Annotated in this window: 26 protein-coding genes; 11 read left to right on the forward strand and 15 right to left on the reverse strand. The window is 70.2% G+C overall.

Annotated features, from left to right (window positions below):
• The first annotated feature begins 121 nt into the window (after window positions 1-121).
• On the forward strand, window positions 122-505 hold the full coding sequence (locus tag RYN42_RS01070) for a VOC family protein (RefSeq protein ID WP_315092983.1): 384 nt from the start codon (window positions 122-124) through the stop codon (window positions 503-505).
• Window positions 506-625: 120 nt separating this feature from the next.
• Window positions 626-1,144 carry a sigma-70 family RNA polymerase sigma factor gene (locus RYN42_RS01075; RefSeq protein ID WP_315092985.1) on the forward strand — a complete coding sequence of 173 codons (519 nt, stop codon included), beginning with the start codon at window positions 626-628 and terminating at the stop codon, window positions 1,142-1,144.
• A 13-nt stretch (window positions 1,145-1,157) separates the two neighbouring features.
• Here the strand turns inward: RYN42_RS01075 and RYN42_RS01080 are convergent, their stop codons facing one another.
• Window positions 1,158-2,072: a helix-turn-helix transcriptional regulator gene (locus RYN42_RS01080; protein ID WP_315092987.1), complete on the reverse strand. Its 915-nt coding sequence runs from the start codon at window positions 2,070-2,072 to the stop codon at window positions 1,158-1,160.
• A 134-nt stretch (window positions 2,073-2,206) separates the two neighbouring features.
• Here RYN42_RS01080 and RYN42_RS01085 point away from each other — a divergent pair, with 134 nt between their 5' ends.
• The 5 genes from RYN42_RS01085 to RYN42_RS01105 all read left to right on the forward strand — a co-directional run bounded on the left by RYN42_RS01085 (window position 2,207) and on the right by RYN42_RS01105 (window position 6,430).
• A complete protein-coding gene (locus tag RYN42_RS01085; RefSeq protein WP_315092989.1) occupies window positions 2,207-3,088 on the forward strand; it encodes an aldo/keto reductase in 882 nt (293 codons plus the stop codon).
• Between the two features lie 262 nt (window positions 3,089-3,350).
• Entirely contained in the window at window positions 3,351-3,887 is a 537-nt protein-coding gene (locus RYN42_RS01090) for a sigma-70 family RNA polymerase sigma factor (protein WP_315092990.1), read from the forward strand.
• Window positions 3,884-5,146 carry a hypothetical protein gene (locus RYN42_RS01095; RefSeq protein WP_315092991.1) on the forward strand — a complete coding sequence of 421 codons (1,263 nt, stop codon included), beginning with the start codon at window positions 3,884-3,886 and terminating at the stop codon, window positions 5,144-5,146. The genes RYN42_RS01090 and RYN42_RS01095 overlap by 4 nt, the downstream gene beginning before the upstream one ends.
• A gap of 136 nt (window positions 5,147-5,282) precedes the next feature.
• The gene (locus RYN42_RS01100) at window positions 5,283-5,462 is read left to right on the forward strand and encodes a hypothetical protein (RefSeq protein ID WP_315092992.1); all 180 of its coding nucleotides are present in this window, start codon (window positions 5,283-5,285) and stop codon (window positions 5,460-5,462) included.
• A gap of 194 nt (window positions 5,463-5,656) precedes the next feature.
• On the forward strand, window positions 5,657-6,430 hold the full coding sequence (locus RYN42_RS01105) for a phosphotransferase (RefSeq protein ID WP_315092993.1): 774 nt from the start codon (window positions 5,657-5,659) through the stop codon (window positions 6,428-6,430).
• A gap of 191 nt (window positions 6,431-6,621) precedes the next feature.
• Here the strand turns inward: RYN42_RS01105 and RYN42_RS01110 are convergent, their stop codons facing one another.
• The 5 genes from RYN42_RS01110 to dnaB all read right to left on the reverse strand — a co-directional run bounded on the left by RYN42_RS01110 (window position 6,622) and on the right by dnaB (window position 11,190).
• Window positions 6,622-6,888: a helix-turn-helix domain-containing protein gene (locus RYN42_RS01110; protein WP_315092995.1), complete on the reverse strand. Its 267-nt coding sequence runs from the start codon at window positions 6,886-6,888 to the stop codon at window positions 6,622-6,624.
• A complete protein-coding gene (locus RYN42_RS01115; protein WP_315092997.1) occupies window positions 6,885-7,610 on the reverse strand; it encodes a hypothetical protein in 726 nt (241 codons plus the stop codon). Before RYN42_RS01115 ends, RYN42_RS01110 begins: the two co-directional genes overlap by 4 nt.
• A 210-nt stretch (window positions 7,611-7,820) precedes the next feature.
• Window positions 7,821-8,807, reverse strand: a complete 987-nt coding sequence (locus RYN42_RS01120) for a hypothetical protein (protein WP_315092999.1) — start codon at window positions 8,805-8,807, stop codon at window positions 7,821-7,823.
• Window positions 8,804-9,421 carry a sigma-70 family RNA polymerase sigma factor gene (locus tag RYN42_RS01125; RefSeq protein WP_315093001.1) on the reverse strand — a complete coding sequence of 206 codons (618 nt, stop codon included), beginning with the start codon at window positions 9,419-9,421 and terminating at the stop codon, window positions 8,804-8,806. Before RYN42_RS01125 ends, RYN42_RS01120 begins: the two co-directional genes overlap by 4 nt.
• A gap of 395 nt (window positions 9,422-9,816) precedes the next feature.
• A complete protein-coding gene (gene dnaB / locus RYN42_RS01130; RefSeq protein WP_315093002.1) occupies window positions 9,817-11,190 on the reverse strand; it encodes a replicative DNA helicase in 1,374 nt (457 codons plus the stop codon).
• 274 nt (window positions 11,191-11,464) lie between these two features.
• Here dnaB and RYN42_RS01135 point away from each other — a divergent pair, with 274 nt between their 5' ends.
• The gene (locus RYN42_RS01135) at window positions 11,465-12,874 is read left to right on the forward strand and encodes an MATE family efflux transporter (protein WP_315093004.1); all 1,410 of its coding nucleotides are present in this window, start codon (window positions 11,465-11,467) and stop codon (window positions 12,872-12,874) included.
• A 174-nt stretch (window positions 12,875-13,048) separates the two neighbouring features.
• Here the strand turns inward: RYN42_RS01135 and rplI are convergent, their stop codons facing one another.
• The 5 genes from rplI to RYN42_RS01160 all read right to left on the reverse strand — a co-directional run bounded on the left by rplI (window position 13,049) and on the right by RYN42_RS01160 (window position 17,294).
• Complete coding sequence (gene rplI, locus RYN42_RS01140) at window positions 13,049-13,498, reverse strand: 50S ribosomal protein L9 (RefSeq protein WP_315093005.1); 450 nt, start codon at window positions 13,496-13,498, stop codon at window positions 13,049-13,051.
• Window positions 13,499-13,512: 14 nt separating this feature from the next.
• A complete protein-coding gene (gene rpsR, locus RYN42_RS01145) occupies window positions 13,513-13,749 on the reverse strand; it encodes a 30S ribosomal protein S18 (protein WP_056018476.1) in 237 nt (78 codons plus the stop codon).
• A gap of 77 nt (window positions 13,750-13,826) precedes the next feature.
• Window positions 13,827-14,369 carry a single-stranded DNA-binding protein gene (locus RYN42_RS01150; RefSeq protein ID WP_315093010.1) on the reverse strand — a complete coding sequence of 181 codons (543 nt, stop codon included), beginning with the start codon at window positions 14,367-14,369 and terminating at the stop codon, window positions 13,827-13,829.
• 74 nt (window positions 14,370-14,443) lie between these two features.
• Window positions 14,444-14,737 carry a 30S ribosomal protein S6 gene (gene rpsF, locus RYN42_RS01155; RefSeq protein WP_315093011.1) on the reverse strand — a complete coding sequence of 98 codons (294 nt, stop codon included), beginning with the start codon at window positions 14,735-14,737 and terminating at the stop codon, window positions 14,444-14,446.
• A 178-nt stretch (window positions 14,738-14,915) separates the two neighbouring features.
• Window positions 14,916-17,294 (reverse strand): transglycosylase domain-containing protein, encoded by a 2,379-nt coding sequence (locus RYN42_RS01160; protein WP_315093012.1) that lies wholly within the window; start codon window positions 17,292-17,294, stop codon window positions 14,916-14,918.
• Between the two features lie 287 nt (window positions 17,295-17,581).
• Between RYN42_RS01160 and RYN42_RS01165 the strand changes: the two genes are divergently transcribed.
• From RYN42_RS01165 to RYN42_RS01175, 3 genes are all read left to right on the forward strand, one after another.
• Window positions 17,582-18,232: a PadR family transcriptional regulator gene (locus tag RYN42_RS01165; RefSeq protein ID WP_315093013.1), complete on the forward strand. Its 651-nt coding sequence runs from the start codon at window positions 17,582-17,584 to the stop codon at window positions 18,230-18,232.
• The gene (locus tag RYN42_RS01170; RefSeq protein WP_315093015.1) at window positions 18,229-19,320 is read left to right on the forward strand and encodes an inositol-3-phosphate synthase; all 1,092 of its coding nucleotides are present in this window, start codon (window positions 18,229-18,231) and stop codon (window positions 19,318-19,320) included. Before RYN42_RS01165 ends, RYN42_RS01170 begins: the two co-directional genes overlap by 4 nt.
• 265 nt (window positions 19,321-19,585) lie before the next feature.
• Entirely contained in the window at window positions 19,586-20,569 is a 984-nt protein-coding gene (locus RYN42_RS01175) for a hypothetical protein (RefSeq protein WP_315093016.1), read from the forward strand.
• A 98-nt stretch (window positions 20,570-20,667) separates the two neighbouring features.
• On the opposite strand, the gene RYN42_RS01180 is transcribed toward RYN42_RS01175, so the two are convergent.
• The 4 genes from RYN42_RS01180 to RYN42_RS01195 form a co-directional block, all read right to left on the reverse strand.
• The gene (locus tag RYN42_RS01180) at window positions 20,668-22,047 is read right to left on the reverse strand and encodes a hypothetical protein (RefSeq protein ID WP_315093018.1); all 1,380 of its coding nucleotides are present in this window, start codon (window positions 22,045-22,047) and stop codon (window positions 20,668-20,670) included.
• Window positions 22,044-22,592 (reverse strand): sigma-70 family RNA polymerase sigma factor, encoded by a 549-nt coding sequence (locus RYN42_RS01185; protein ID WP_315093019.1) that lies wholly within the window; start codon window positions 22,590-22,592, stop codon window positions 22,044-22,046. The genes RYN42_RS01180 and RYN42_RS01185 overlap by 4 nt, the downstream gene beginning before the upstream one ends.
• Window positions 22,593-22,671: 79 nt before the next feature.
• Window positions 22,672-24,090, reverse strand: a complete 1,419-nt coding sequence (locus RYN42_RS01190) for a hypothetical protein (RefSeq protein ID WP_315093021.1) — start codon at window positions 24,088-24,090, stop codon at window positions 22,672-22,674.
• Entirely contained in the window at window positions 24,080-24,634 is a 555-nt protein-coding gene (locus RYN42_RS01195; RefSeq protein ID WP_315093023.1) for a sigma-70 family RNA polymerase sigma factor, read from the reverse strand. Before RYN42_RS01195 ends, RYN42_RS01190 begins: the two co-directional genes overlap by 11 nt.
• Window positions 24,635-24,694: the final 60 nt, after the last annotated feature.

Genomic DNA, 24,694 nt, shown 5'->3' on the forward strand with positions numbered 1-24,694 from the left:
CATCCTGCTACGACCGGCCTCGGCCAGGGCCCTTCCGCTGCGCTGCAGTCACTCGGTAGTCGCTCAACCGGCCGCTCCGTCTCGGCAGGCGCCGACAGCCCTCGACGACGAGACTCGTCGCATGCGTTCACGCACGGCCGGGATGTGGTGGGGCATGGCCATCGAGGCCCCTGACCCGCCGGTGCTGGCCGCCTTCTACTCCGCCTTGCTCGGCTGGCCCATCGGTCACGAGGAGCCGGGCACGTCGATCCTGCAGGGACCCGGCGGCGCGACGTTCATGGTGCTCCAACAAGCCGACGGCTACCGGGCACCCGTGTGGCCGCCGGTCGAGGGAGAGCAGCGGCCGATGATGCACCTCGACTTCCAGGTGGGCGACCTCGAGTCGGCCGTCGAGGAGGCCCGTGCGCTCGGCGCCCGAGAGGCCGAGGCCCAGTTCCAGCCGAACGTGCGCGTGATGATCGACCCGGCCGGGCACCCGTTCTGCCTCTGCCTCGACCAGGACTGACCCGACCACGCTGCACTGGCGGAAAGAGTTGACCGGAGCGCGGAGCCCGACGCGCCTGGCGGCTCGACATCCAACGCGCCAGTGGCTGTTACTTGTGACCTGTCCCGGACACTTCCCAGTGTGGACCGAGATCACCCGACCGACGCGGAGCGCTTCTCCGCGCTATGGGAACGTCATGCCGGGCGCGTCCAGGCGTACGCGATGCGGCACGTCGATCGCGAGACGGCTCAAGAGGTAGTGGCTGAGACGTTCCTCGTCGCCTGGCGTCGACTCGAGGATCTACCGGGCGAGGCGCTGCCGTGGTTGCTGGTCGTCGCCCGGAACACGGTGCGCAACCACAGCCGATCGGTGTACCGGGCTCGCCAGCTGCACGCGGCCCTCGCCGCCCTCGCGCCCGCTGGGCCCACGGATCCAGCCAAAGCGGTTCACGAACGACAGATGCCGCTGCGCGCCCTGGCAGCGATGGCCGCCAGCGATCGCGAGGCGATCCTCCTCGTCGCTGCGGCCGTCCTCGGATGCACCGAAGCTGCGTTCAAGATGCGGCTGTCCAGGGCACGGCGCCGGCTCGCCGGAGCAGTCGAGGAAGGAACCGCACCCACAGTCGCCGAACCGTCAGGGAGTGGCCGACGCCGGACCTGACCTCGATCAATGGCTACGCCGGGCGGGCCTCATCAGCTGACCCGTATGGGGCCCCCGCGTGCGCTGCCTCGTCGGCGTGGGCGCGGTCCGCGGTCCAGATGCGCAGCAGGTTCATGGCATCCGCGGACGCAGTCGCCGGCTCGGTCAGGTAGGAGGCGAGGGTCAGCCCGGGCGCGGACGCGACCATCAGGCTCTCGAAGATGAGCGTCATCTCGCCGACGACGGGGTGGTGGATCTTCTTGGTGCCGGACGAATGGGTTCGGACGGTGTGGCCGCCCCACCAGGTGCGGAACTCGGTGCTGCGGGTGGCCAGCTCACCGACGAGGGCCATCAGGGCCCGGTCGCTGGGATCGTGGCCGGCGACTAGACGCATCGCGGAGACCGCCTCGCGGGCGCTGGTCTCCCAGTCGGAGTAGAAGGCCTTGGAGCGTTCGTCGAGAAACAGGTACCGAGCGCTGTTCAGCGGTGCCTTCCCGGCCGGGAAGAGGTCGGGGAAGAGTGCGCGACCCAGCGCATTGGATCCGGCCGGGTCGCCGAGGCGAGTCATCGCGATCACGGGGACCTCGCCCATGGTGTCGATCAGCTGCGCGACGCGCGGTGACACCCGCGGCTCGGGCTTCGTGCGGGGCGCGCGGCGCGGCCCGGTGGCGGCGCGAGCGAGGTCGAACAGGTGCGCGGCTTCTGCCTCGTTGAGGTCCAGCGCGCGGACCAAGGCGTACAGCACGCTCTCGGAGACCCCGCCCAGGTCGCCACGTTCCATCCGCGTGTAGTACGCGGTGCTCACGCCGGCCAGCTGCGCGACTTCCTCACGGCGCAGCCCAGGCACACGACGCTCGCCGCCGAAGACGGTGAGCCCGGCCCTCTCCGGGGTGATGCGTGCGCGCAACGCGGTCAGGAACTGCTGCACGTCGCCGCGGGAGGTGGTCATACCCCGACGCTAGACGCACCGCCGCCCGCCCTGGGAGCCACTGGCGTGCACCCCCAGCAGGGACACCGGCTGCTGCCTGGGGGTCAATGACAGTGACTCTCACCCCGGGCATCTGCCGACCTAGCGTGGCTGTCATGACCAACACGACCATCACCTTGAACAACGGGATCGAGATCCCGACGATCGGGCTCGGCGTCTTCCAGACTGCGCCCGAGGACACCGTCTCTGCGGTCGAGCAGGCGCTGCGCGTCGGCTACCGCCACATCGACACCGCAGCCGCATACGGCAACGAGGTCCAGGTCGGCGAAGGCATCCGCAACTCCGGACTTGCCCGCGCCGAGGTCTTCATCGAGACCAAGATCTGGATCAGTGACTACGGGTACGACGCCACCCTGCACGCGTTCGACAAGAGCGCTGCGAAGCTCGGCGTCGAGACCATCGACCTGATCGTGCTGCACCAGCCGCTGCCGTCGGAGTTCGACCTCACGATCGACTCCTACCGCGCGCTCGAGCAGCTCCTGGCCGACGGCAAGGTCCGCGCGATCGGCGTCAGCAACTTCCTGCCCGAGCACCTCGAGCACCTCCTGGCCGAGACCACGGTCGTGCCGGCCGTCAACCAGATCGAGCTCCACCCCTACTTCCAGCAGAAGGACATGCAGGCCCTGCACGCCAGCCACGGCATCCTCACCCAGGCCTGGTCCCCGATCGGTGGCATCACCACCTACATGCCCGGCGCGACGAGCACCCTCGACGACGCAACACTCCAGGCGATCGCCGCTCAGCACGGCAAGTCCCCGGCGCAGGTGATGGTCCGCTGGCATGTCCAGGAAGGCCGTTCCGCGATCCCGAAGTCGACCAAGGCCGAGCGCATCGCGGAGAACTTCGACGTCTTCGACTTCGAGCTGACCGCGGACCAGGTCGCAGCGATCGACGCCCTCGACACCGGCGTGCGCGGCGGCCCTCCGGTCGAGGCCATCACCCGCGAGGCCTACGCGTTCGAGATCCCCGAGGCCTGACCGAATCCGATCGGGCAGCCCTGTGCTGCCCGGTCGGGCCACACCTCCGGCGGCCCCTGTTGCTGCCGTACTTCAAGTATCCGGGCCTGATCTTCAAACCATCTTGCATCTCGTGTCGAGATGCAGGACACATTGACCGGGGCTGAGCGTCGCACTTTGGTGATCTGGCCTGTCTCGACCCTGCCGAAGACGTCCGAACGGGTGACCAACGATTCGCCGTACCTCGTCGTCCTGGACCATGACACTCGGGAGTGGAGGGCCGATGGCGGCGTGGGAACAGGTGCTCGACGACCTGGTGCAGGTCCGCGGGCACGCGCTCGCCCGGTACGCGACGCTCCTGACGGGCAGCCGTGCGGAGGCGGAGGACCTGCTGCAGGAGGCGCTGGTGCGCTGCTTCGGCCAGGTCCGACCGCTGCGGGACGTCGTCGCCGCCGAGACGTACGTGCGGCGCGCGATGCTGAACGTCTTCCTCGACGGGCACCGGCGCCGTGAGCGCTGGACCGGCGTGCGGCACCTGATCGCACGGCCCGCGCAGGTTGAGTCGCCCGAGGCGGCTGCTGCCGACCGGGTCAGCGTCGAGTCGGCGCTCGCCTCGTTGCGGCCCCGGCTGCGTGCGTGCGTCGTCCTGCGCTTCTACGACGACCTCACCGTCCCGGAGATCGCGCAGCGGCTCGGCCTCGCCGAGGGCACCGTCAAGCGCTACCTGTCCGACGCCGTCGGGCGGCTCGAGGACGTCCTGGGTCCGGTGATGTCCAGCTCGGAACGTCCCGACACGGTCGACATCAAGGAGGCCCGATGACCATCGACCTGAGCTCTGCCCTGCACGACCTGGTGGACGGTCGCCGTCCCGACGGTCCGCCGCCGGTCGACGTCCCGCGGGTGCGGTCGCGCGCCCGTCGGCGTCGTGCGGTGCACGTCGGTGCCGCGGGAGCCGTGGGGGTGGGCACCGCGGGTGCCGTCGCCTTCGGCGCGATGTACGTCACCGGCACCCGGGACGTCCGCATCGTCCTGCCCGCCGACCCCTCGACGGCACCGAGTGACGCCGCCACCCTTGACTCCCCCGTCATCCTGCCCTCCGATCCCTCGGCGGCGCCCGGTGAGTGCGGATCGAACATCTCACCGCTGCTGGGCACCCCTGACCCGACGCTCGGCATGCGCGCGTCAGCGTGGTCCGACCCATCGGCGCAGTCGGGGGAGCGGTCGGTGCCGCAGCCGCGTCCGCTCGGCGCGTTCGCGTCGAGCACGGTGTACCTGGACGTCGTGAGCTCCCTGCCGGAGGACGGTGCAGGTCCGCCGTCGACCGAGCTCTCGTCCACGCAGGACACTCTCGCGATGGTCGAGCAGTCGTACTCCGACCGGCTCGCCGAGCGCGACGCCGGTGAGGCGGTCAAGCAGAGCGTGCTCGACGATCTCGCCGGGGCGGTAGAAAGCCTCCAGACGTCGGTCGAGAAGAAGCTCGCGGCAGGCGAGGAGACTGCCCCACCGACAGCCCTGGCACGGGTGCGCGTGCTCGTCACCCAGGACGACCGGGTGGTCGCGACGGCGACCCTGCCGCGAGAGGGTCAGTCGGATGCAGACGCCGCGTGGGACCGGACACCGAGCGGGCTGCTGCGCGAGACGGTCATTCTGGACCTGGTCACCTGCACGGTCGACGGTGTCGGCGGCGAGCTGCTGCCGACCGGCACGTACGGCGCTCTCGTCGTGCGCGACGGCGAACCGCTCACCGGCCTGACCGGCCCCTGGACGATCGTCGTCCCGCCGCAGGTCGCCGTGTCCGGCCTGCCCGGCGACTTTCCCACCGACGTGGTTCCCATGCCGCCGGGTCGGCTCCTGTCAGTCTCCGGTGACGCGGCGACCGGGTGGGAGGTCCAGATCAGCGTCGAAGGGCTCGACCGGCTGAACGCGGCGGCGGCCCTGCTGACCGACGTCGACGGCGCGGAGGAGGAGGCCCTTGATCCGCTCGGCGCCACGGTGATCGTGCCCGGGTGGTCCGTCCATGTCGTGCCCGCGTCGGCCGACGGGCAGATGACGCTGTTCTACCGAGTCACGCCGGACTGACGCGGCAGGTCTCAACAGTCCGCCCCACCGTTTCCGCGTCCTGTGCGTCCTCTGCCCGACGACGGACACAGGCTGCACGTGGCGGCGTGAGAGCTGCCCTACGCTCATCGAGCTTCTGCGCTCATTCCTTGCGTCGATGCGCGACGCGAAGCTGGACCGGGCGGCCTTCGGCTGCGTGGACAACCGTGCCAAGCTCGAGGTCGCCTTCATCAGCAACGAAGCCCCGTGTGCGCTGTTCATTGCCGCGCGGGGGTCGGGCGGGCTGGCGGTTGAGTGCAGGTACCGAGTGCATCCGAACCTCGAGCTGGAGGGGTAGTCAGACTATCCAGGCCATTTAGCCAAACAAGCTTGCATCTCGACAACTGTCGAGATGCAAGACAGATTGACCGCCGCTGAGCGCCGTAGTTTGAACGAACGCATCGATGACCGAGCCGGCAGTCAAAGTAGCCCGGCGTCTCTCGCGCACCGTCCGCTAACAAGGAGCGACGCCGGTGATGGGACGATCGCGTCATGAGTCTCGAGGATCGGCACGATGTCGCCGCGCAGGAGCTGGACGGCGGCAACGTCAACACTGTGCTGCGTCTAGGTGACACCGTCCGGAGGACGGCCGGCCCCTGGACACCGGCCGTGCACGCACTGCTCGCGTGGGTACGGAAGCGTGGCGTCACGTGCGTACCGGAGCCGCTCGGCCTCGACGACGAAGGTCGGGAAGTCCTGAGCTGGATGCCCGGCGAGGTCGGCGGATGGCCCATCCCGGACTGGCTGTGGACAGCGCAGACCCGCGCCCAGGCCGGAGCGATGCTGCGCGCCGTCCACGACGCAACCGTCGGGTTCGACCTCAGCGATCGCGTCTGGCGCTCCCCGACGCACCATCCCGTTGAGGTGGTGTGCCTGAACGACGTCGCGCCATACAACATGGTCTTCAGCGGGACGGACCTGATCGGCTTGATCGATGTCGACATGGCCTCGCCGGGCCCCCGAGCGTGGGACCTCGCGTACCTCGCCTACCGGCTGTGCGGGTGGTGCGAAGACATGCCGGCACCGGACGACGTCACCCCGATGGACCGCCTCGCACATCTGCTGTCCAGCTACGGAGAGGACGCTGCCCCTCGGATCGAGGACGTCCTCTCGACCATCGTCACTCGGCTGAACGACCTGGCGGACTGGACCAACGAACACGCACGCGCAGCCGGCCGACCCGAACTGCACGACCACGCCGCCATGTACCGGCGCGACGCGATGCGACTGCTCGCGCAGCAGGTCAAACCGGATCAACGCGGGTAGTCAAACTAGCCGGCCCTCGGGTCCAAAGAACCCTGCATCTCGACAGCTACGGCCGTAGCCATACTTAAAGTATCCGGGCCCGGTTTTCAAACCATCTTGCATCTCGACACTTGCGTTGTCGAGATGCACGGCAGATTGACCGCTGCTGAGCAGCGTACTTCGCTCGGTAGGGCTGGTTTGGCCAGGTCCGGTCAATGTATGGAGTGCTCGGCCTCGAGATCAGAAGCAGGGGTCGGAAGCACCTCAAGAACGTCGCCCGGCTGGCATTCGAGGGCGTCACAGACCGCGGTCAGGGTGCTGAAGCGGATCGCTCTTGCTCGTCCGTTCTTGAGGACGGACAGGTTGGCGACGGTGATGCCGCTCAGCGCGGCCAGCTGGACGAGGGACATGCTCCGCGCCTCGAGCAGGGACGCGAGGTGGGAGACCACTCGGTGCTGGCCGGCATCGTCGTCGCTCACACCAGCCCCTCGGTATCCGAGGTCAGCCGGGTGCCTCGCCGCGTGGCCGCCGCGAGTGCAAGAAGCAGCAGGACGATGGCCACCGGCCACCACCCGACCACCAGCGAAGGAGCGAGCCAGTCGGTTGGCATCTCGAACGAGCCGGTCGGCGACCATCGTGGCGTGGCTTCGATGACCGCGATAATCCGGGACGCGGCGATGAAGTCTCCGACCGTCGCAAATACCCAAGCCGCCATGACCACGGCTGCCGCCCATCCCAGGCGACGTGCGTTGCCGGCCGCGAAGGGGCGACCAGACGCGGTGCTGCGAAGTGCCGGTATGAGGATCAGCCCGACAACGCCGCCAGCGATGAGGCCAGCCCAGGAGGCCGCCGTGGCCAGCAGCGCGGTCCCGGCATCAACGTCCGCTCCCGCGAGGAACCCCCCGCCGTGTCGAACCGGGAGTGGCTGGCCCTCAGGCCACAGTTCGGGCGACACGGCCGGCTCGCATGAAGAGCCGTCCATTGACCAGCCCTCGACGCATGGCCACGTCCCATCCATGTATCCGATGGGGGCCGTCAGCTGAACGGGCGCCTCGGCGCTGGAGCCCCGGCCCAGCGCAGCCATCCCGGCGTAGAAGAGGCCGCTCGCAACGGCGAGGTACGCGACGACGAGCATCAGCCCGATCAGCGCCGGCGGACCGAGTTGACGACCGAGCTTTTCGTGCTGAACCGCTGTCGTCATCGAACACTCCATCTCGATAGTCGATACGTCCCCACGATGGACCTATCGACAATCGAGATGCCGACTTGAGCGACATCACCCGTTCGCCGCAGTGTGTGCAACGGCGGGACTCGGGTCACCTCCCGCGCGCGTGATGCCTGGTGAGGCCTTTCGCCTCACCAGGCATCACTGCTTTCAGGTGCCATGCGTTCGCGCAGGTCTCAGCTGGGGTCAGCCCCCAGCTGAGGGATCGACCGCCTGGCCTCCGTCGCAGTTCTTGTCGAGGGTGCAGCCGAGCGGGAGGTCCGGGTCGGGCGCGGCCGGCGCGGTGTCGGCCGGTCCCTGCTCGAGAAAGGTGTCGCGGTACGGCGGGTTGTCGGTGCTGTCCCACCGGAGCCGCTCGAGCAGCCGCCCGGTGTCGGGATCGACGATCAGCTCCTCGTAGGGGCGGGTTACCTGGACTCCCGGGCGCCCGGTGCTGTCGGTGACGTCGCCACCGAGCTTCGTGTCAGGGAGCTGTGCAGCTACCTGCCACAGCGCCTGGCGCAACGCGGGCGAGGCCGGGCTGTTGACGAGCAGGTCCTCGACCGAGCCCCAGACGGTCTGGGCCGACATCGAGTCCGGGCTGGCGGGGTCGGAGTACCGGCGCAGGGCTTCCTCCAGAGCGATAGGTTCGGTCGGCAGGGCGAACAGCTCGTCCCAGGTGATCCCGGGGCCGAATAGGGCCCGGTTCCGCAGCGTCGGCTCGGGGAGTCGGGCCGAGTCGATGACGACGCTCCAGTCCTGGTGACCGGTCCACGTCTCGATGCGGGAGCTCTCGACTGCGTTGCTGGTGTCGCTCCACACGTCGGAGATCTGCACGGAGTGCCAGTAGGCGGCGTCACGGGCGGCGTCCGGCTGTTCGCCGGCGGCCTGCCCGGCGCGGATGAACAGCTCCGCGGCGCTGGCGGTGGAGACCGGGGTACCCCCGCCGGTGCTGAGCACCGGGATCGCGACGATCGCGAATGCTGCGGCGGCCCCGACCAGGACGGTCAGGCTGATCCGACGCGCCCGTCGCCGGCGAAGCGGCTGGACCACGGCGGAAGGTGGGGCGACGTCCAGGGCCGGAAGCTCGAGGCGGGCACTGAGCTGGGCGTAGGCGTCGGCCAGGCCGTCGGAGTCCGGGGAGCCGGTCGGGCCGATGCTGGTGAGGCGGTCATCGAGCGTCGGGGTGTTCACAGCGTCCTCCGGGCCAAGTCGTAGATGCGGTCGGTCGAGTCGGTGCCGGTGCGGTGATCACCGGGCGACGGTTCCTCGCCAGGTGGGTCGACCAGGCCGGCCAAGCGCCGACGTGCCCGGTGGAGGCGGACCTGGAAGGTGGGCACCGTGACGCCGTGCACGGCAGCGGCTTGTGCGGGGGTCAGTCCGTCCCAGGTGACCAGCAGCAGCGCCTCGCGATCGACTGACGAGAGGGCGGCCAGCCCACGGAGCATCGTCATGCGCTCGACCGCCAGCAGCTCGGCGCCCGGTGCCGGCGCTGGGGAGACCGACGCGAGCCGGGCGAGCTCGTCATGCAGGACGCGCTGCCGGTAGTGAGAGCGGTTGGCGTTGGCGATGGTGTTGCGGGCCACGACGATGAGCCACGGCAGAGCCTCACCGGGGACCTCCGCGAGGCGGCGCCAGGCCACCAGGAAGGTCTCGGAGACGACCTCCTGCGCGGTGTCGGGATCGACGTGCCGCATCGCGTAGGCGTGCACCCGAGGGGCGTGGGCGGACCACAAGCCTTGGAAGTGCTCAGCGGCGGTATCACGGCCACCATGCCGTCGCGCCGGGTCGTCCTGTGCAGTTCCCATGCTCTGAGATGTCCGGCCGAGCCTAGGACTTACAGCCAGCTCTGAGATGGGATGCGTGCAGTCCCGGCATCATCACCCGGACGGCTCAACCACGGCTGGGCGACGTCGTTCTCGGGCGGGCAGTCAGCGCGATCCAGATCGCCGCGGAGGTAGGTCACCACGCCGCGCAGCGTACGAGCCGCCGCTGCGAACTGAGAGGGTCGAGCCCCATCTGGCCTATCGCGTGTCGTCGGACCTCCGTGTCCGAACTCGCATGCACGTTGCCGCCGCATCGGCATCGGGAACTCTGGGGCCGACCTCGCCGCCGCTGGCTGACGGCCAGCCGTACTTAAAATATCCGGGCCCGATTCTCAAACTATCTTGCATCTCGACACATCTCGACACCCGGCGGGCGGTCAGGACTGCATGTCCACGAAGCGCGAGTAGTGCCCCTGGAACGCCACGACGAGGGTGTCCGTCGGCCCGTTTCGGTGCTTGGCCACGATCAGGTCGGCCTCGCCGGCACGGGGGGACTCCTTCTCGTAGGCGTCCTCGCGGTGCAGCAGGATCACGATGTCGGCGTCCTGCTCGATGGACCCCGACTCACGCAGGTCGCTCATCTGCGGGCGCTTGTCGGTGCGCTGCTCGGCGCCACGGTTCAGCTGCGAGATGGCGATGACCGGGACCTCGAGCTCCTTGGCCAGCAGCTTGAGCGCCCGAGAGAACTCCGACACCTCCTGCTGACGGGACTCGACGCGCTTGCCGGAGGACATCAGCTGCAGGTAGTCGATGACCACGAGCTTGAGGTCGTGCTTCTGCTTGAGCCGGCGGCACTTCGCGCGGATCTCCATCAGCGACATGTTGGGCGAGTCGTCGATGAACAGCGGCGCCTCGGAGATCTTGCCCATCGTCGCGGCGATCTTGGCCCAGTCGTCCTCGCCCATCTGACCGTTGCGGAGCTTCTGCAGGTGCACGCGCGCCTCGGCCGCCAGCAAGCGCATGGTGATCTCGTTGCGGCTCATCTCGAGCGAGAAGACGACAGACGTCATTCCGTGTTTAATTGACGCGGAACGAACAATGTCTATACCCATCGTGCTTTTGCCAATTGCCGGCCTGGCGGCCAGAACAATCATTTGTCCGGGATGCAAGCCATTGGTCAATCTGTCGAGATCCGAGAAACCCGTCGGCACGCCGATCATGCCCTCGCCGCGGTGGCCGGCCGCCTCGATCTCGTCGACCGCCCCGCCGATGATGTCGCCCAGGATCATGTAGTCCTCGGACGACCGGCGCTCGGTGACCGCGTAGACCTCGGCCTGCGCGTTGTTCACGATCTCGTCGACGTCGCCACCGTCGGTGCCGTAGCCGAGCTGCACGATGCGGGTGCCGGCCTCGACCAGCTTGCGGAGCACCGACCGCTCGCGCACGATCCGCGCGTAGTAGCCGGCGTTGGCGGCGGTGGGCACCGACGAGATGAGCGTGTGCAGGTACGGGGCGCCGCCGATGCGCTGGATCTCGCCGCGCTTGGTCAGCTCGTCGGCGACCGTGATGGCGTCGGCGGGCTCGCCGCGGCCGTACAGGTCGATGATCGCGTCGTACACGACCTCGTGCGCCGGGCGGTAGAAGTCGGTGCCGCGGATCTGCTCGACGACGTCGGCGATCGCGTCCTTGGAGATCATCATGCCGCCGAGCACCGAGCGCTCCGCGTCGAGGTCCTGCGGAGGGGTCCGGTCGTAGCCACCGCCACGGTTGGTCGCGGACGGCGCTCCGTACTCGAGCTCCTCGATCGTCACCTGATCCCCATCATTCGTCGTCCGAACACATGTTCCATGGGGGGTCTGACATTCCGCGCCCAGACGATCGCCCGGCGGGGTCCTCGCACTCGCGACGTTAGGGCCAGATGGGCGGTCGTCCAAACGGCGCGACGAGCCTGTGGGTAACCACGCCCGAGGGTGTGGGGAAGGGTGTGCACTCCTGTGGAGCGACCCCTCACCTACTGTGAGTGACGTTGTGGATCGCGTCCGATTTTGTCCACAGTCCGTGGACAGGGGTGTGGACAACGGGTGGATGTTTGCCCCAGATCGGCGCGTCACCCGCAGGAACGTCGTGCACCCGCTGTGGACGGGAGAAAGGTTGGACAACATTTCATCTGTCGGACACCGTCCGCCCGGCATCGACCGGCAGATACTGTCCCTCGCCGTCCCGGCGCTCGGGGCGCTGGTCGCCGAGCCGCTCTTCGTCCTGGTCGACTCGGCTGTCGTCGGCCATCTCGGCACCGCCCCGCTCGCCGGTCTGGCCCTCGCCTCGACCGTCCTGGTGACGGTCATCGGACTCTGCGTCTTCCTCGCGTACGCCACGACTGCGGCCGTCGCCCGACGCCTCGGAGCCGGTGACCGGAGCGGCGCGCTGCAGGTCGGCGTCGACGGTATGTGGCTCGCGCTGGGCCTCGGCTTGGTGCTCGCCGCGGCCACCTGGCTGAGCGCGCCCTGGCTGATCGAGGTGCTCGGGGCCTCCGACGAGGTCGCGCGCCAGGCCGTCATCTACTTGCGCTGGTCCTCGCCGGGCCTGCCGGGGATGCTCCTGGTCCTTGCCTCGACGGGCGCCCTGCGTGGGCTGCTCGACACCCGCACGCCGCTGGTCGTCGCCGCTGCCGGTGCCGTCGTCAACGCCGTGCTCAACGTGCTGCTGGTCTACGGCGCCGGCCTGGGCATCGCCGGCTCGGGGCTCGGCACCGCCCTGACCCAGCTGGGCATGGCGGCGGCGCTCACCGCGGTGGTGGTCCGGGGGGCGCGGGGCAGCGGAGCCCGGCTGCGACCCGCTGCCGGGGGCATCTGGGCCAACGCGCGCGCCGGCACCCCCTTGTTCGTCCGGACGCTGTCCCTGCGGCTGGCCATCCTGCTCACCGTCTGGGTGGCCACCGGGCTCGGTGCCGTCGAGCTGGCCGGGCACCAGGTGGTCAACGCGGTCTGGGGGCTCGCGGCCTTCGCGCTCGACGCCCTCGCCATCGCCGCGCAGGCCCTCGTCGGCCATGCCCTGGGTGCCGCCGACGTCCCCCGCGTCCGTGCGGTCCTGCGGCGGACCCTGCAGTGGGGTGTCGCCGGGGGAGCGGCTCTCGGGCTCGTCCTCGGTGGGCTCGCGTGGGCCTACGTGCCGCTCTTCACGTCCGACGACGCCGTCCGCCGCGCCGTCGTCGTCGCCCTCGTCGTCGCCGCCGTGACGATGCCGATGGCCGGGTGGGTGTTCGTGCTGGACGGCGTGCTCATCGGCGCGGGCGACGGCCGGTTCCTCGCCTGGGCCGGCATGGCGACGCTGGTGGTCTACGCGCCGGTCGCTCTCGCGGTCCGGCACGCGGCTCCACCGGGGACTGCGGGCCTGGCGTGGCTGTGGGCGGCGTTCGCGGGGGTCTTCATGCTCGCCCGCGCGCTCACCACCGGCTGGCGCGCCCGCGGCACGGCCTGGATGGTCACGGGCACCTAGCGTCCGAGCAGAAGTGTCCCCGAGCCCTCCTCTGCTCGGACGCAACAGGTTCTCGGCGGGGACGTCCGAGCAGATGTGGCGCCGAGCCTCCATCTGCTCGGACGCAAGGGAGGCCCGAGACGCAGAAGCGCCCCGCTCCCACCAGGGGAACGGGGCGCTTCCGGAGTGCTCAGCTCAGGCTGCGACGACCTTGACGGTCACCGTCGCGGACACGTCTGCGTGCAGACGGACCGACACCTGGTACTCGCCGAGGGCCTTGATCGGCTGACCGATCTCGACCTTCCGCTTGTCGATCTGCGGGGCGCCCGACTTCTTGACCGCCTCGGCGATCTCGGCGGTCGTGACGGCACCGAACAGACGGCCCGACTCGCCGGCCTTGGCCGACACGACGACCGGCTTGCTCTGCAGCGAGTCGCGGATCGCCTTGGCGTCGTCGAGCGTCGCGATCTCGCGGGCCTTGCGGGCCTTGCGGATCGCGGTGACGTCCTTCTCGGCGCCCTTGGTCCAGGCGGTCGCCAGGTTGCGCGGGACGAGGAAGTTCCGGGCGTACCCGTCCTTCACCTCGACCACGTCGCCGGGCTCACCGAGACCGGTGACCTCGTGGGTCAGGATGATCTTCGCCATGATGGTCCCCTCTCTCAGCGCGCCGACGACGAGTACGGCAGGAGAGCCATCTCGCGGGCGTTCTTGACGGCACGCGCGATCGCGCGCTGCTCCTGCGTGGACACACCGGTCACCCGGCGAGCGCGGATCTTCCCGCGGTCGGAGATGAACTTGCGCAGCAGCGCAGTGTCCTTGTAGTCGACGACGTCGATCTTCGCCGCCTTGAGCGGGTTCAACTTCTTCTTGGGCTTACGAACCACGGGCTTGGCCATCGTGGTGCTCCTTGTCTGCTGGAGCCCTGGGCGTTGCCGTGCCCAGGGATGGGGAATGTCTGAGTGTCAGGCGCCGATCAGAACGGGGGCTCGTCGGAGTAGCCGGCACCGCCAGCACCACCTGCGGGCGTCGCCCACGGGTCGTCCTGCTGAGTGCCGCCACCGCCGCCGGAGCCGCCGAATCCGCCGCCACCGCCACCGTTGTTGAAGCCGCCGCCGCCCCCGCCGCTGAAGCCACCGCCGCCGCCACCCGAACGCTGGGTCCGGGTGACCTTGGCCGTGGCGTAGCGCAGGGACGGGCCGACCTCGTCGACCTGGAGCTCGTACACGGTGCGCTTCTCGCCCTCGCGGGTCTCATACGAGCGCTGCACGAGCCGGCCGGTCACGATGACGCGGGTGCCCTTGGTGAGCGACTCGGCGACCGACTCGGCCGCCTCCCGCCAGATCGAGCAGCGGAGGAACAGCGTGTCGCCGTCCTTCCACTCGTTGCTCTGGCGGTCGAACGTACGGGGGGTGGACGCGACGGTGAAGTTCGCGACAGCGGCCCCCGAAGGGGTGAAGCGCAGCTCGGGATCCCCGGTCAGGTTCCCGATCACCGTGATGACGGTCTCACCGCTCATGCCCAGCTCCTCGTTCGTTCGATCAGTCGGAAGATGTGGAGCCGCACGTTACGGGCGGCCACCCACACAAGAGATCAGGCGTCGGCGCGCAGGACCTTGGTGCGCAGGACGACCTCGTTGAGGCCGAGCTGGCGGTCGAGCTCCTTGGCGGTCTCGGGCGTCGCGTGGAAGTCGATGACGGCGTAGATGCCCTCGGACTTCTTCTGGATGTCGTAGGCAAGCCGACGACGGCCCCAGATGTCGACCTTGTCGACAGTGCCACCGTCGGTCTTGACGACCGTCAGGTACTTGTCGAGCGACGGAGCGACGGTGCGCTCCTCGATCTCGGGGTCAAGGATGATCATGAGTTCGTACTGACGCAGGCTCATACCCACCTCCTCTGGTCTCAGCGGCCACGGTCGATCCGTGGCAGGAGGGTGTGTGCGTCGCTGCGCAGAGCGATCCGTCCATGACGACGGGCCGCTCAGAGCACAGCAGGGCCCCAGGCTACCCGGCCCGGAGCCACCGCCGAAATCGGCTGTGGACGGCCGGGCCGGGCCTGGAGGGTCAGGGGGCGGTCGTCGGTGCGGCTGCCGGAGTTTCCGTGACGGGTGGCGGTGGTGGCTCCACCGGCTTCGGGCCGCTCGAGACCACCAGGGTCACCGGGCTGCCGGGCGCGAGCATCGTGCCGCCCTTCGGGTCCGTGCGGATCACCCGGCCCGCGGTCACGGTGTCGGACGGTTCGGTGACCACGGTGGCGACGAGCCCCGCGTTCGACACCGACGCGGTGGCGTCGGCCTCGAGCTTGCCGTCGAGCCCCGACGGGACCCCGACTTCGGACGGTGCCTCGGGCGTGGCCTCCTCGGTCGGCAGCGCCGACTCGGTGGGCGTGGGCGTCGACGTGGCGGTCGGCTTGGCGCCGACGTTCGCGCGGGGCGGGAAGTCGACGACGGTCGTGTACGGCTCCTTGGTGAAGACGTCCGCCATGTACGCCTGCCACAGGAACGCCGGCCAGGTACCGCCCGTGACGAACTCGACGTCGCCGATCGGAGAGATCGACACCTGGGTGGTGCCGTCCAGCTGGCTGAACGACACCTCCGTGACGATGTTGGGGGTGAAGCCGATGAACCAGGCGGCCAGGTTGTTGTTCGTCGTGCCGGTCTTGCCGGCGATCGGGCGGTCGAGCGGCTTGATCCACTTCTTGCCCGATCCCCGCTCCACCACCTGGGTCATGGCGTAGGTGGCGTCGGCGATCACGTCCGGCGCGAACGCCTTCTCGGTCGGGTCCTTGTGCTCGAAGGCGACGGAGTCGTCGTCGTTGATGACCGTGCGCACGATGTAGGGGTCGACCCGGGTGCCACCCGAGGCGATGGTCGCGTAGGCGCCCACCATGTCGATCGGCTTCAGGGTCGCGGTGCCGAGCACGTTGGCCCTGTTGGCGTCGACAGGCTCCGGGACGCCCGCGCGCACGGCGACCTCCGCGGTCTTCTCCGGCCCCACCTGCAGGTTCAGCTGGGCGTAGACCGTGTTCACCGACTGTGCGGTGGCCTCGACCAGGTCGATGTTGCCGAACTGGCCGCCGCTGAAGTTCGGGACCTTCCAGTCGCCGAACGTCTGCGGCGAGCGCCCGCTGAACCGGGTGTTCAGGCTGACACCCTGCTCGAGGCCCGCGATGAGGGTGAACGGCTTGAACGTCGACCCGGGCTGGACGTTGTCGTACGTGACCGTGCTCTTCTGGTCGGACAGGAAGTCCGCGCCCCCGTACATCGCCAGGATCGCCCCGTCCTTGGGGTCCACCGAGCTGAGGGACACGCGGGTGAGCTCGCTGGGGATCGCGCCGTCCTGGTCGGGCAGCGTGCCCTTGCGGAAGGCGTCGACGTAGACCTCGGCGGAGGTCTGGAGCGGCTGCTGGATCGTGGTGACGACCTTGAGGCCGCGGCGGTTGATCTGGTCGTCGGTCAGCGCCAGCGGCTCGCGCTTGAGCTCGTCGCGGACCATCTTGAGCAGGTGCCCCGTGGGGCCCCTCATCGTCTCCTTCTCCTGGTACTCGACCGTGGGCGGGAAGACCATCGGCGCCCGCTCGGCCGCGGTGAGCCAGCCCTCCTCCTCCATGGAGTCGAGCACGATGTTCCAGCGTGCCTCGGCCTTGGCCGGGCTGACGGCCGGGTCCCAGTTGTTGGGCGACGGGATGATGCCGGCGAGCACGGCGGCCTGCTCGCGCGTCAGGGCCGCGGCGTCGACCGCGAAGTACGCCTGCGCGGCGGCCTGGATGCCGTAGGAGTCACGCCCGAAGTAGATCGTGTTGAGGTACCGCTCCATGATCTCGGACTTGGACTCCTCCCTGGCGATCTTCATCGCCAGCAGGGTCTCCTTGAACTTGCCGACGTAGTCGGTCGTCGTCTTGTCGACGTAGTACCGCTCCACGTACTGCTGCGTGAGGGTCGAGCCGCCCTGGGTGGGACCGCCCTGGATGTTGTTGAGGAACGCGCGCCCCATGCCGGTGATCGAGATGCCGCTCGTGTTGGTGAAGAACGTCTTGTCCTCCGCTGCGGCGACAGCCTGGCCCACGTACTCGGGGAGCGTGGCGTAGTCGACGAGCGTGCGTTTCTGCGCGGCGAACGTGCCCATGACCGCGCCGGGCGAGCCGTCGGGGTTGTTCGCGTAGTAGACCGTGGTCGTCTGCGCCCTGGTGTCGTCGGCGGCCTGGCTCGGGATCGTCGTGCTCGCGTACGCCGCGACCATGGCCCCCGCGCCGAGAAAGCCCACCGCGAGGATGGAGCCGAGCATGAACCGCCACGACGGCAACCAGCGGTGCAGGCCGTGGTACCCGGAGCGCGGGTAGTCGAAGAAGCGTCGTTTGGGGGCGCTGCTGCGCGTCGAGGTCGCCGAGCCGCGGGGCGCCGTGCGCTTGCCCCGGGCGGGTGCCCGTCGATTCGTGCCTGCCAACGCACTGCCTTCCGTCCGACGACTGGGGTGGGCGAGCCCGCCCGGACGAGGGCAGGCGTCAGCCGCGCTGCTCAGTATGGGGGAACCCGCTGTGCCGGTCGCGAGGTCGGCGGTGCGGATACGGCGACCCTTCACACGATCGGCACGGCCCACGCCAACTCCACGCCGTGCTGGGTGACGCCGGTCACACACGACGGCCCCGCTTGCTCGGATCGTCACACTCGACATACTCTCCAGATGTATCGAGTTGATACATCGAGATTGCCCAGACCCCGAGGAGGTGCCCCGTGCGCGGTCGTTCCGACGTGCTCGAGCCGGCCATCCTCGGGTTGCTGCACGAGTCGCCGATGCACGGGTACGAGCTGCGCAAGCGGCTCAACCTCGTGCTCGGATCGTTCCGCGCGCTGTCCTACGGCTCGCTGTACCCCTGCCTGAAGTCGCTGGTCGACCGCGGGTGGATCCAGGGCATCGAGTCGCTCGCGACGCCGCACGGCGTGGCGTCCAAGCGCGCCCGCATCGTCTACCAGCTGACCGCCGACGGCAAGGAGCACCTCCAGCAGGTGCTCGCGTCGTCCGGACCGGCCGCCTGGGAGGACGAGAACTTCGACGTCCGGTTCGCCTTCTTCGGGCAGACCGACGCCGAGACGCGTCTCCGGATCCTCGAAGGTCGGCGCTCGCGCCTGACCGAGCGTCTCGAGACGGTCCGCCAGTCCTTCGCCCGCACCCGCGAGCGCATGGACGAGTACACCCTCGAGCTCCAGCGGCACGGCCTCGAACAGGTCGAGCGTGAGGTCCGCTGGCTCGACGGGCTGATCGACAACGAGCGCGACCTGGGTCGCACCCGTCCTGCAGGCACCGGTCGACCGGCCGTGGCTGACACACCCGCGGAGGACGACGACGTCGCCCCCGCGCGAACCACCGAGAAGGAGCGAGGATGACCTCCATCCGCGTCGCCATCGTCGGCGTCGGCAACTGCGCCGCGTCGCTCGTCCAGGGCGTGCACTACTACGCCGACGCCGACCCGAGCGGCACCGTGCCCGGCCTGATGCACGTGCAGTTCGGCGACTACCACGTCCGCGACATCGAGTTCGTCGCCGCGTTCGACGTCGACGCGAAGAAGGTCGGCTTCGACCTGTCCGAGGCCATCGGCGCCTCGGAGAACAACACCATCAAGATCGCCGACGTCCCCCCGCTCGGTGTTCCGGTGCAGCGTGGCGTCACCAACGACGGCCTCGGCAAGTACTACCGCGAGACCATCACCGAGTCCGACGCGGAGCCGGTCGACATCGTCGCCGCCCTGCGCGAGGCCCGTGCCGACGTCCTCGTCTGCTACCTGCCCGTCGGGTCCGAGATCGCCGCCAAGTACTACGCGCAGTGCGCCATCGACGCCGGCGTGGCGTTCGTCAACGCGCTGCCCGTGTTCATCGCGTCCGACCCGGTGTGGGCCGCGAAGTTCGAGGCCGCCGGTGTCGCCATCGTCGGCGACGACATCAAGTCGCAGGTCGGCGCCACCATCACGCACCGCGTGCTGGCCCGCCTGTTCGAGGACCGCGGCGTCGTGCTGGACCGCACGTACCAGCTGAACGTCGGCGGCAACATGGACTTCAAGAACATGCTCGAGCGCGACCGCCTGGAGTCCAAGAAGCTCTCCAAGACGCAGGCCGTCACCTCCAACCTGAGCGGCCCGCTCGGCGGCAAGAAGTCGGACCGCAACGTCCACATCGGCCCGTCGGACTACGTCGCCTGGCTCGACGACCGCAAGTGGGCCTACGTCCGCCTCGAGGGTCGCGCGTTCGGCGAGGTGCCCCTGAACCTCGAGTACAAGCTCGAGGTCTGGGACTCGCCCAACTCGGCCGGCATCATCATCGACGCCGTCCGCGCCGCGAAGATCGCCAAGGACCGCGGCATCGGCGGCCCGATCCTGTCGGCGTCGACGTACTTCATGAAGTCCCCGCCCGTGCAGACCGAGGACACCGAGGGCCGCTCGCAGGTCGAGGCCTTCATCCGCGGCGAGCGCGAGCGCTGACCGGAGTGCAGCGAAGGGTGGGGGCGCGCCAGCGCACCCGCCCGTAGCGGAACGCAGGCCGGCGCGAGCACCAGGTGCAGCGCGCTGACCCGCTGCCTCGAAGGCGCGCATCCCTCCCGGGGGTGCGCGCCTTCGTCGTCCCCCGGCGGTGCGGGCACAGTGCGAAGCCTTCGTCGCGCCAGACAGGACGAGCTCTTCGCGATCTCCCGCGGGCGCCTGTGGAGGGCGGCGGCGGAGGCCGGTGGGTGTGCGCCACCCTGCGCAGATGGCCGTGAGCGGGAACCGGGCGTCGGGAGCACGACTGCCGACGGGGATCGATCCCGGGGCGTCGGCCCTGGTTGCGCACCAGGACACCGTCGCGACCACCGCACAGCTGCAGACGTGGGGCGTGCAGCGCTCACTCGTCGCGCGCCGCGTGGCCGCCGGCGAGTGGCAGCGGCTGTTCCGGGGGGTGGTCGTGCTGCACTCTGGCCCGGTGACGTGGCGCCAGCGAGCGCGCGCGGCGCTCCTGGGTGCGGGGGACGGGGCCGCGCTCTCGCACACGTCGGCCGCATTCGTGCACGGCCTCGTGCGGGCGCCGGGGGCCCCAGTCGTCGTGAGCATCCCCGGGCACCGAGCCGTCAGGTCGCAGCCCGGGCTCCTGATCCACCGCCGCGACCGGATGCCGTTCGCCGGCGGGGTTCTCCGCACCGTCGGCGTGGACCCGACGGTGCTCGATCTCCTCGACGAGCTCGACTCGGAGGATGACGTCGTGGGGCTCGTGTGCGCCGCGGTCCGCCAGGGAGTCCTGCCCGGTCGCGTGCTGAGGCACGCCAGGGAACGCCCGCGTGTGCGGCACCGGGAACTGCTTCTCGACCTCCTCGGTGAGGCCGGTCGCGGGATCGAGTCGCCGCTCGAGCATCGGTACGCCCGGGACGTCGAGCGCAGGCACGGGCTGCCGACGCCGCAGGCTCAGCTGTCCGAGCGGGTGGAGGACCGGTGGATCCGGGCCGACCGCGTGCACACCGGGCTCGGGGTGCGGATCGAGCTCGACGGCCAGCTGGCGCATCCGTTCGGTCGGACCGACGACGACACCTGGCGGGACAACGCCGTCCTCATCGCGCGGGGCGACGTGACGCTGCGGTACCGCTGGCGACACGTCGTCGTCGAACCGTGCGCCACGGCCGCCCAGGTGGTCGCAGCGTTGAGGTCGCGCGGCTGGACCGGTCACCCCAGGCGCTGCGCCGACGCCTGCCCGGTTCGCCCCTGACAAGCCGAAGACTTCGTCCTGCCACACAGGACGAAGTCTTCGCGCCGAGCACGAGGAGGGCCCGGCGACCCCTCCGGTCGCCGGGCACTCCGCGTCGCTCAGTACGACGTGCCGACCACCCAGTCGGCCAGCATGTCGACCCAGGTGACCTTCGCCAGCCCGTACGGCTCACCAGACTCGTCCGGCATCGGCATGAGGACCGTCGATTTGCCGGTCGTCGCGTCGTGGGCCGTGAGGGGGAACTGCGCCGCCTCGCCGCCACCGGCGGGACGGGTGATGACCCGGTTCCCGGAGGTGGTGAGCTCGAGGTCCCCGACGTCTGGCAGCGGGGCCATCACCTCCGTGACCGACGTGCCGGTGACGGCCCACAGCCCCCAGCCGGACTCGTCGATCGCCGAGACGACGTGCCGACCGTCGGCCAGCGGCAGGACGTCCGACAAGGCGGTCCAGCCGAGATCCGCGAAGACCGGGGTCGCCTGGGGCATCGTGGGCGGGTCCCACACCGGGGTGAACGTGCTGGCGTACAACCCCGAACCGCACTGGACGACGACCTGCGTGGAGGACAGCCACCCCCCTGCCAGGCAGGATCCGTCCGCACCCTCCGGCGGCTGGAAGAACTGCTTGGCACCTGTCCGGAGGTCGACGACCCCGCCACCGGCGTAGACGTAGCTGCGGTCCGGGCTCAGCTCGCCCTCCGTCTGCGGGAGGGTGTAGGCGAGCGTCGTGGCGGCCCCGTCGGGTGTCACCGCGACGAGCTCCATCGCCGTCTGCCAGATCAGGTTCCCGGTCGACGCGACACCGATCCACCGAGCATTGGCCGGCGTGCCGGGGACTGCGCTGAGGGTGCCGGTCGACAGGTCCAGCCACCGCGGCTCGCTGTCCGCACCGAGCACCAGGGCCCGGTCGTCGCCGGCCGTCCAGTGCAGGACGCCCAGCACCTTGTCGTCGTCGCCGGAGCGGAGGTCGAGCAGCTTGTACCGGTCGCCCGCCGGCGAGAGCAGCAGGAGCCGCTCCGCGCTGGTGGAGAACAGGTCCGAGCCCTCGACGTAGTAGACCGGCGCCTCGATGGCGAGGACCCACCCGGGGGTTGCACCCGCCACCAGGGCCGGGGTCGCCGGCTGCGTCGCGACCTGACCGAACGTCGGCGGCACAGGCTGCACGACCGGTGGCTGCGTCGAGGTCGGGGTCGGGGTCGGGGTCGCGGTGACCGAGGGCGTGGGCGTCGGGGTGGGCGTCACAGACACGGACGGCGTCGGCGTGTCCGCAGGGGCCGGAGCCGTGTACCGCAGACCGGCCCAGGCCGCGGTGCCGACGACGCCCGCGGCGGCGACGCCGACCACGGACTCCATGGTGTGCCGCTGCACGCGACGACGCCGGACGGACCGCACGATCCGCGCGAGGCCCAGGTCGTCCATCGGCTCGTCGGGCGACAGCTCCTGCGCTGCCTGCTCCAGCAGTGTTCCCAGCTCGTTCGTCATGCCGCACCTCCCGTGCCGTTGAGCAGCCGCACGTGCGCGGTCTCCTTGTCGGTCGTCGTCGTGCCTAGCGCGGCGTCCAGCCGCGCGGTCCCGTCGGACGTGTACCTCTTGACCGCGCCCTCGCTCAGCCCGAGCGCCGACGCCGTCTCCCGGACGGACATGTCCTCCACCTGCCGGAGCACCACACATGCACGCTCCCGCGGCGGCAGGGACTGGAGCGCCCGCTGCACGTCGGCGCCGAGGCCGCGTGGCTGGATCTCCACGGGCGTGGACGCTCGTCCGCCCAACCGTGCGGTGGCGGCCCGCTCGCGGGTGCGCCGTCGCGACTCGTCGATCGAGCGGGTGACGATCGCCCGCCGCACGTACTGCTCCGCCTGCGGCACGGTGGTGAACCGCGCGCGGCCGGAGAACGTGGAGATCAACGCCTCCTGGACCAGGTCCTGAGCGTCATGGCGTGAGCCGCACACGAGCATCGCGTGACCCACCAGACGCGTGTAGCGCTCGCGCACCAGCTGCTCGAGCACCACCTCCCACTGTGTACTCACATCCGTCCCCTCATCCCCCCAGTGCACCAGCGTTCCGGTCTCGCCAAGAAGAACGGCACTGGGGTGCCTGGAGGTTGGGTCAGGGTGCGACGCCTACGGCGAAGGACTCCATCGCGCCGGAGACGGGCGACATCCAGTCGACCGGGAGAAGGCTGGTCGTGGCTCCCGTGGCGGCGACGATGCGGCTCAGCGCTGGCATGGCGACGTCGACGCAGACGGGCATCGTCGTGGCGTAGACGTCGCCGCCCGTACCGGTCCACGGCACCACGGGGTCGTCCGGGCTGTCGGTGTCCAGTCGCTCAGTCGAGTCGGTCGAGCTCCACCACACGTACAGGCTGCCTCTGCAGGTGTCGAAGTCACCAGTGCCACTGCCCGTGAACGCCACGCCGCCGTCGCCGGTCGGCACGCCGTCACCCTGGGGATAGGTTTCCGCCGCACCGAGGACGGGGACGGCGTGCTCGCCGGTGGGGTCGGTGTTGACACGCCAGTAGGTGGGTCGGGCCACGGGATCCTCCTGGCACTGGACGAGGACCCAGCGCTCGTCGATCCACGAGGTCGTGGTGCACCCGGGCCAGGGCATTCCCCCAGGGGTCCAGGCCTCCCCGGTCGCGACGTCGACGACGACCCCGACCCAGTCCTGCGCCCTGTCGTGCAGCACCACCCTCTGACCGGTCGGGTCGAGCTGGGCATGCTGCGCGTCCGTGAGGAACCGGGTGGTGAGGCTCCTCGCAGCCCCGAGTCGGTCGACGGCCACGACGGTCCCTTGACCGACCCTCCCCTCGACCTCGTTCGACAGGACGATGCGCTCACCTGATCGCGCCCACCCGACCATGACCCCGGCCGGGACGGCGGGGGTCGTCGTCACGTCCCCCGTCAGCAGGTCGATCGTCCCCCAGGACTGTGCTGACTCAGCACTCCACACCGTCACGTCGGCCGTCGTCATGCCGGCGACCCAGCGGTCGATGCCGACCCAGAGGTCGAGCGGGAGGTCGACGACGTGGAACCGCTCGCCCTCGGGTGACGCCAGGACGAGGGCGTTGAACCCGGGCAGCTGCTCGAACGCTGCGTCCGCCGGGCCCTCGCCCGGCCAGACCGGGCCGGCGTACCGGAGCAGGACCCACCCGGGCGTCGCCGCGGCGATGATCTCCCGGGTGGCCGCGGGCATCGCTGGCAGGCCGGGGAGCAGGACCGTCTGCGGGGTGCTCGGTGTGGGCGTCGCTGTCGGCGTCGGAGAAGGCGCCGGCTCCGTGACCGTCGGCGACGGCGTCACGGCGGGCGTCGGGTCCTCCACCGCGCGCAGGCCGAACCACGCGGTCGCTCCCACGACCACCGCCACGCACGCCGCGGACGTCCCGCGGACCGCGGCCCGGGTCGCCCGCCGACGCCGGACGGCCGCGCGCATCCGCGAGACCCGGTCGGTGTCGTCGGCGGTGTCCGCGAGCGCGCCGGTGGCCCGGGCGAGCGCGTCGGTCATGAGCTCGTGCAGGTCACGCGCCACGGTCCACCTCGTTCACGGTCAGCAGGACGGTCGTCGCGTCGTCGCTGGGGACGCTGACGTCGAGGCGGGAGGACAGGGTCCGGACGGCGTCGGACACGTACCGCTTCACGGCCCCCTCACTCAGGCCGAGCACGTCGGCGGTCTCGCGCACGGACAGGTCGTCGAGGTGCCGCAGGACGACGCACGCGCGCTCCCGGGGCGGCAGTGCGGCGAGCGCAAGCTCGAGCTCGCCGGTGAGGCCGAGGTCGGCGAGGTCGTCGGCGACCGGCTCCGGTCGCGCCGCGATGCGCCCGAGCGCCGCTGTCTCGCGGCCCCGGCGGCGGGTGCCGTCGATGAACCGGGAGACGATCGCCCGGCGGACGTAGCCCTCGGCGTGCTCGACGGACGTGAACCTGGCCCGGCCGGAGAACGCCGACACCACCGCGTCCTGGACCAGGTCCTCCGCGGCGTGCCGCTCCCGCACGAGCAGCAGTGCGCGGGCGAGCAGCGCGGGGTACCGCTCCCGCACCACCTGCTCGAGCAGGGGCTCCCACTGCCTCGTCATCGCTCTCCCGTCATCGCGGCCACTACTCCTTCCACGACGCAGGGGTGCTCCGGGGTTGGG

The sequence above is a fragment of the uncultured Cellulomonas sp. genome, from assembly GCF_963527515.1.
GTDB lineage: Bacteria > Actinomycetota > Actinomycetes > Actinomycetales > Cellulomonadaceae > Cellulomonas.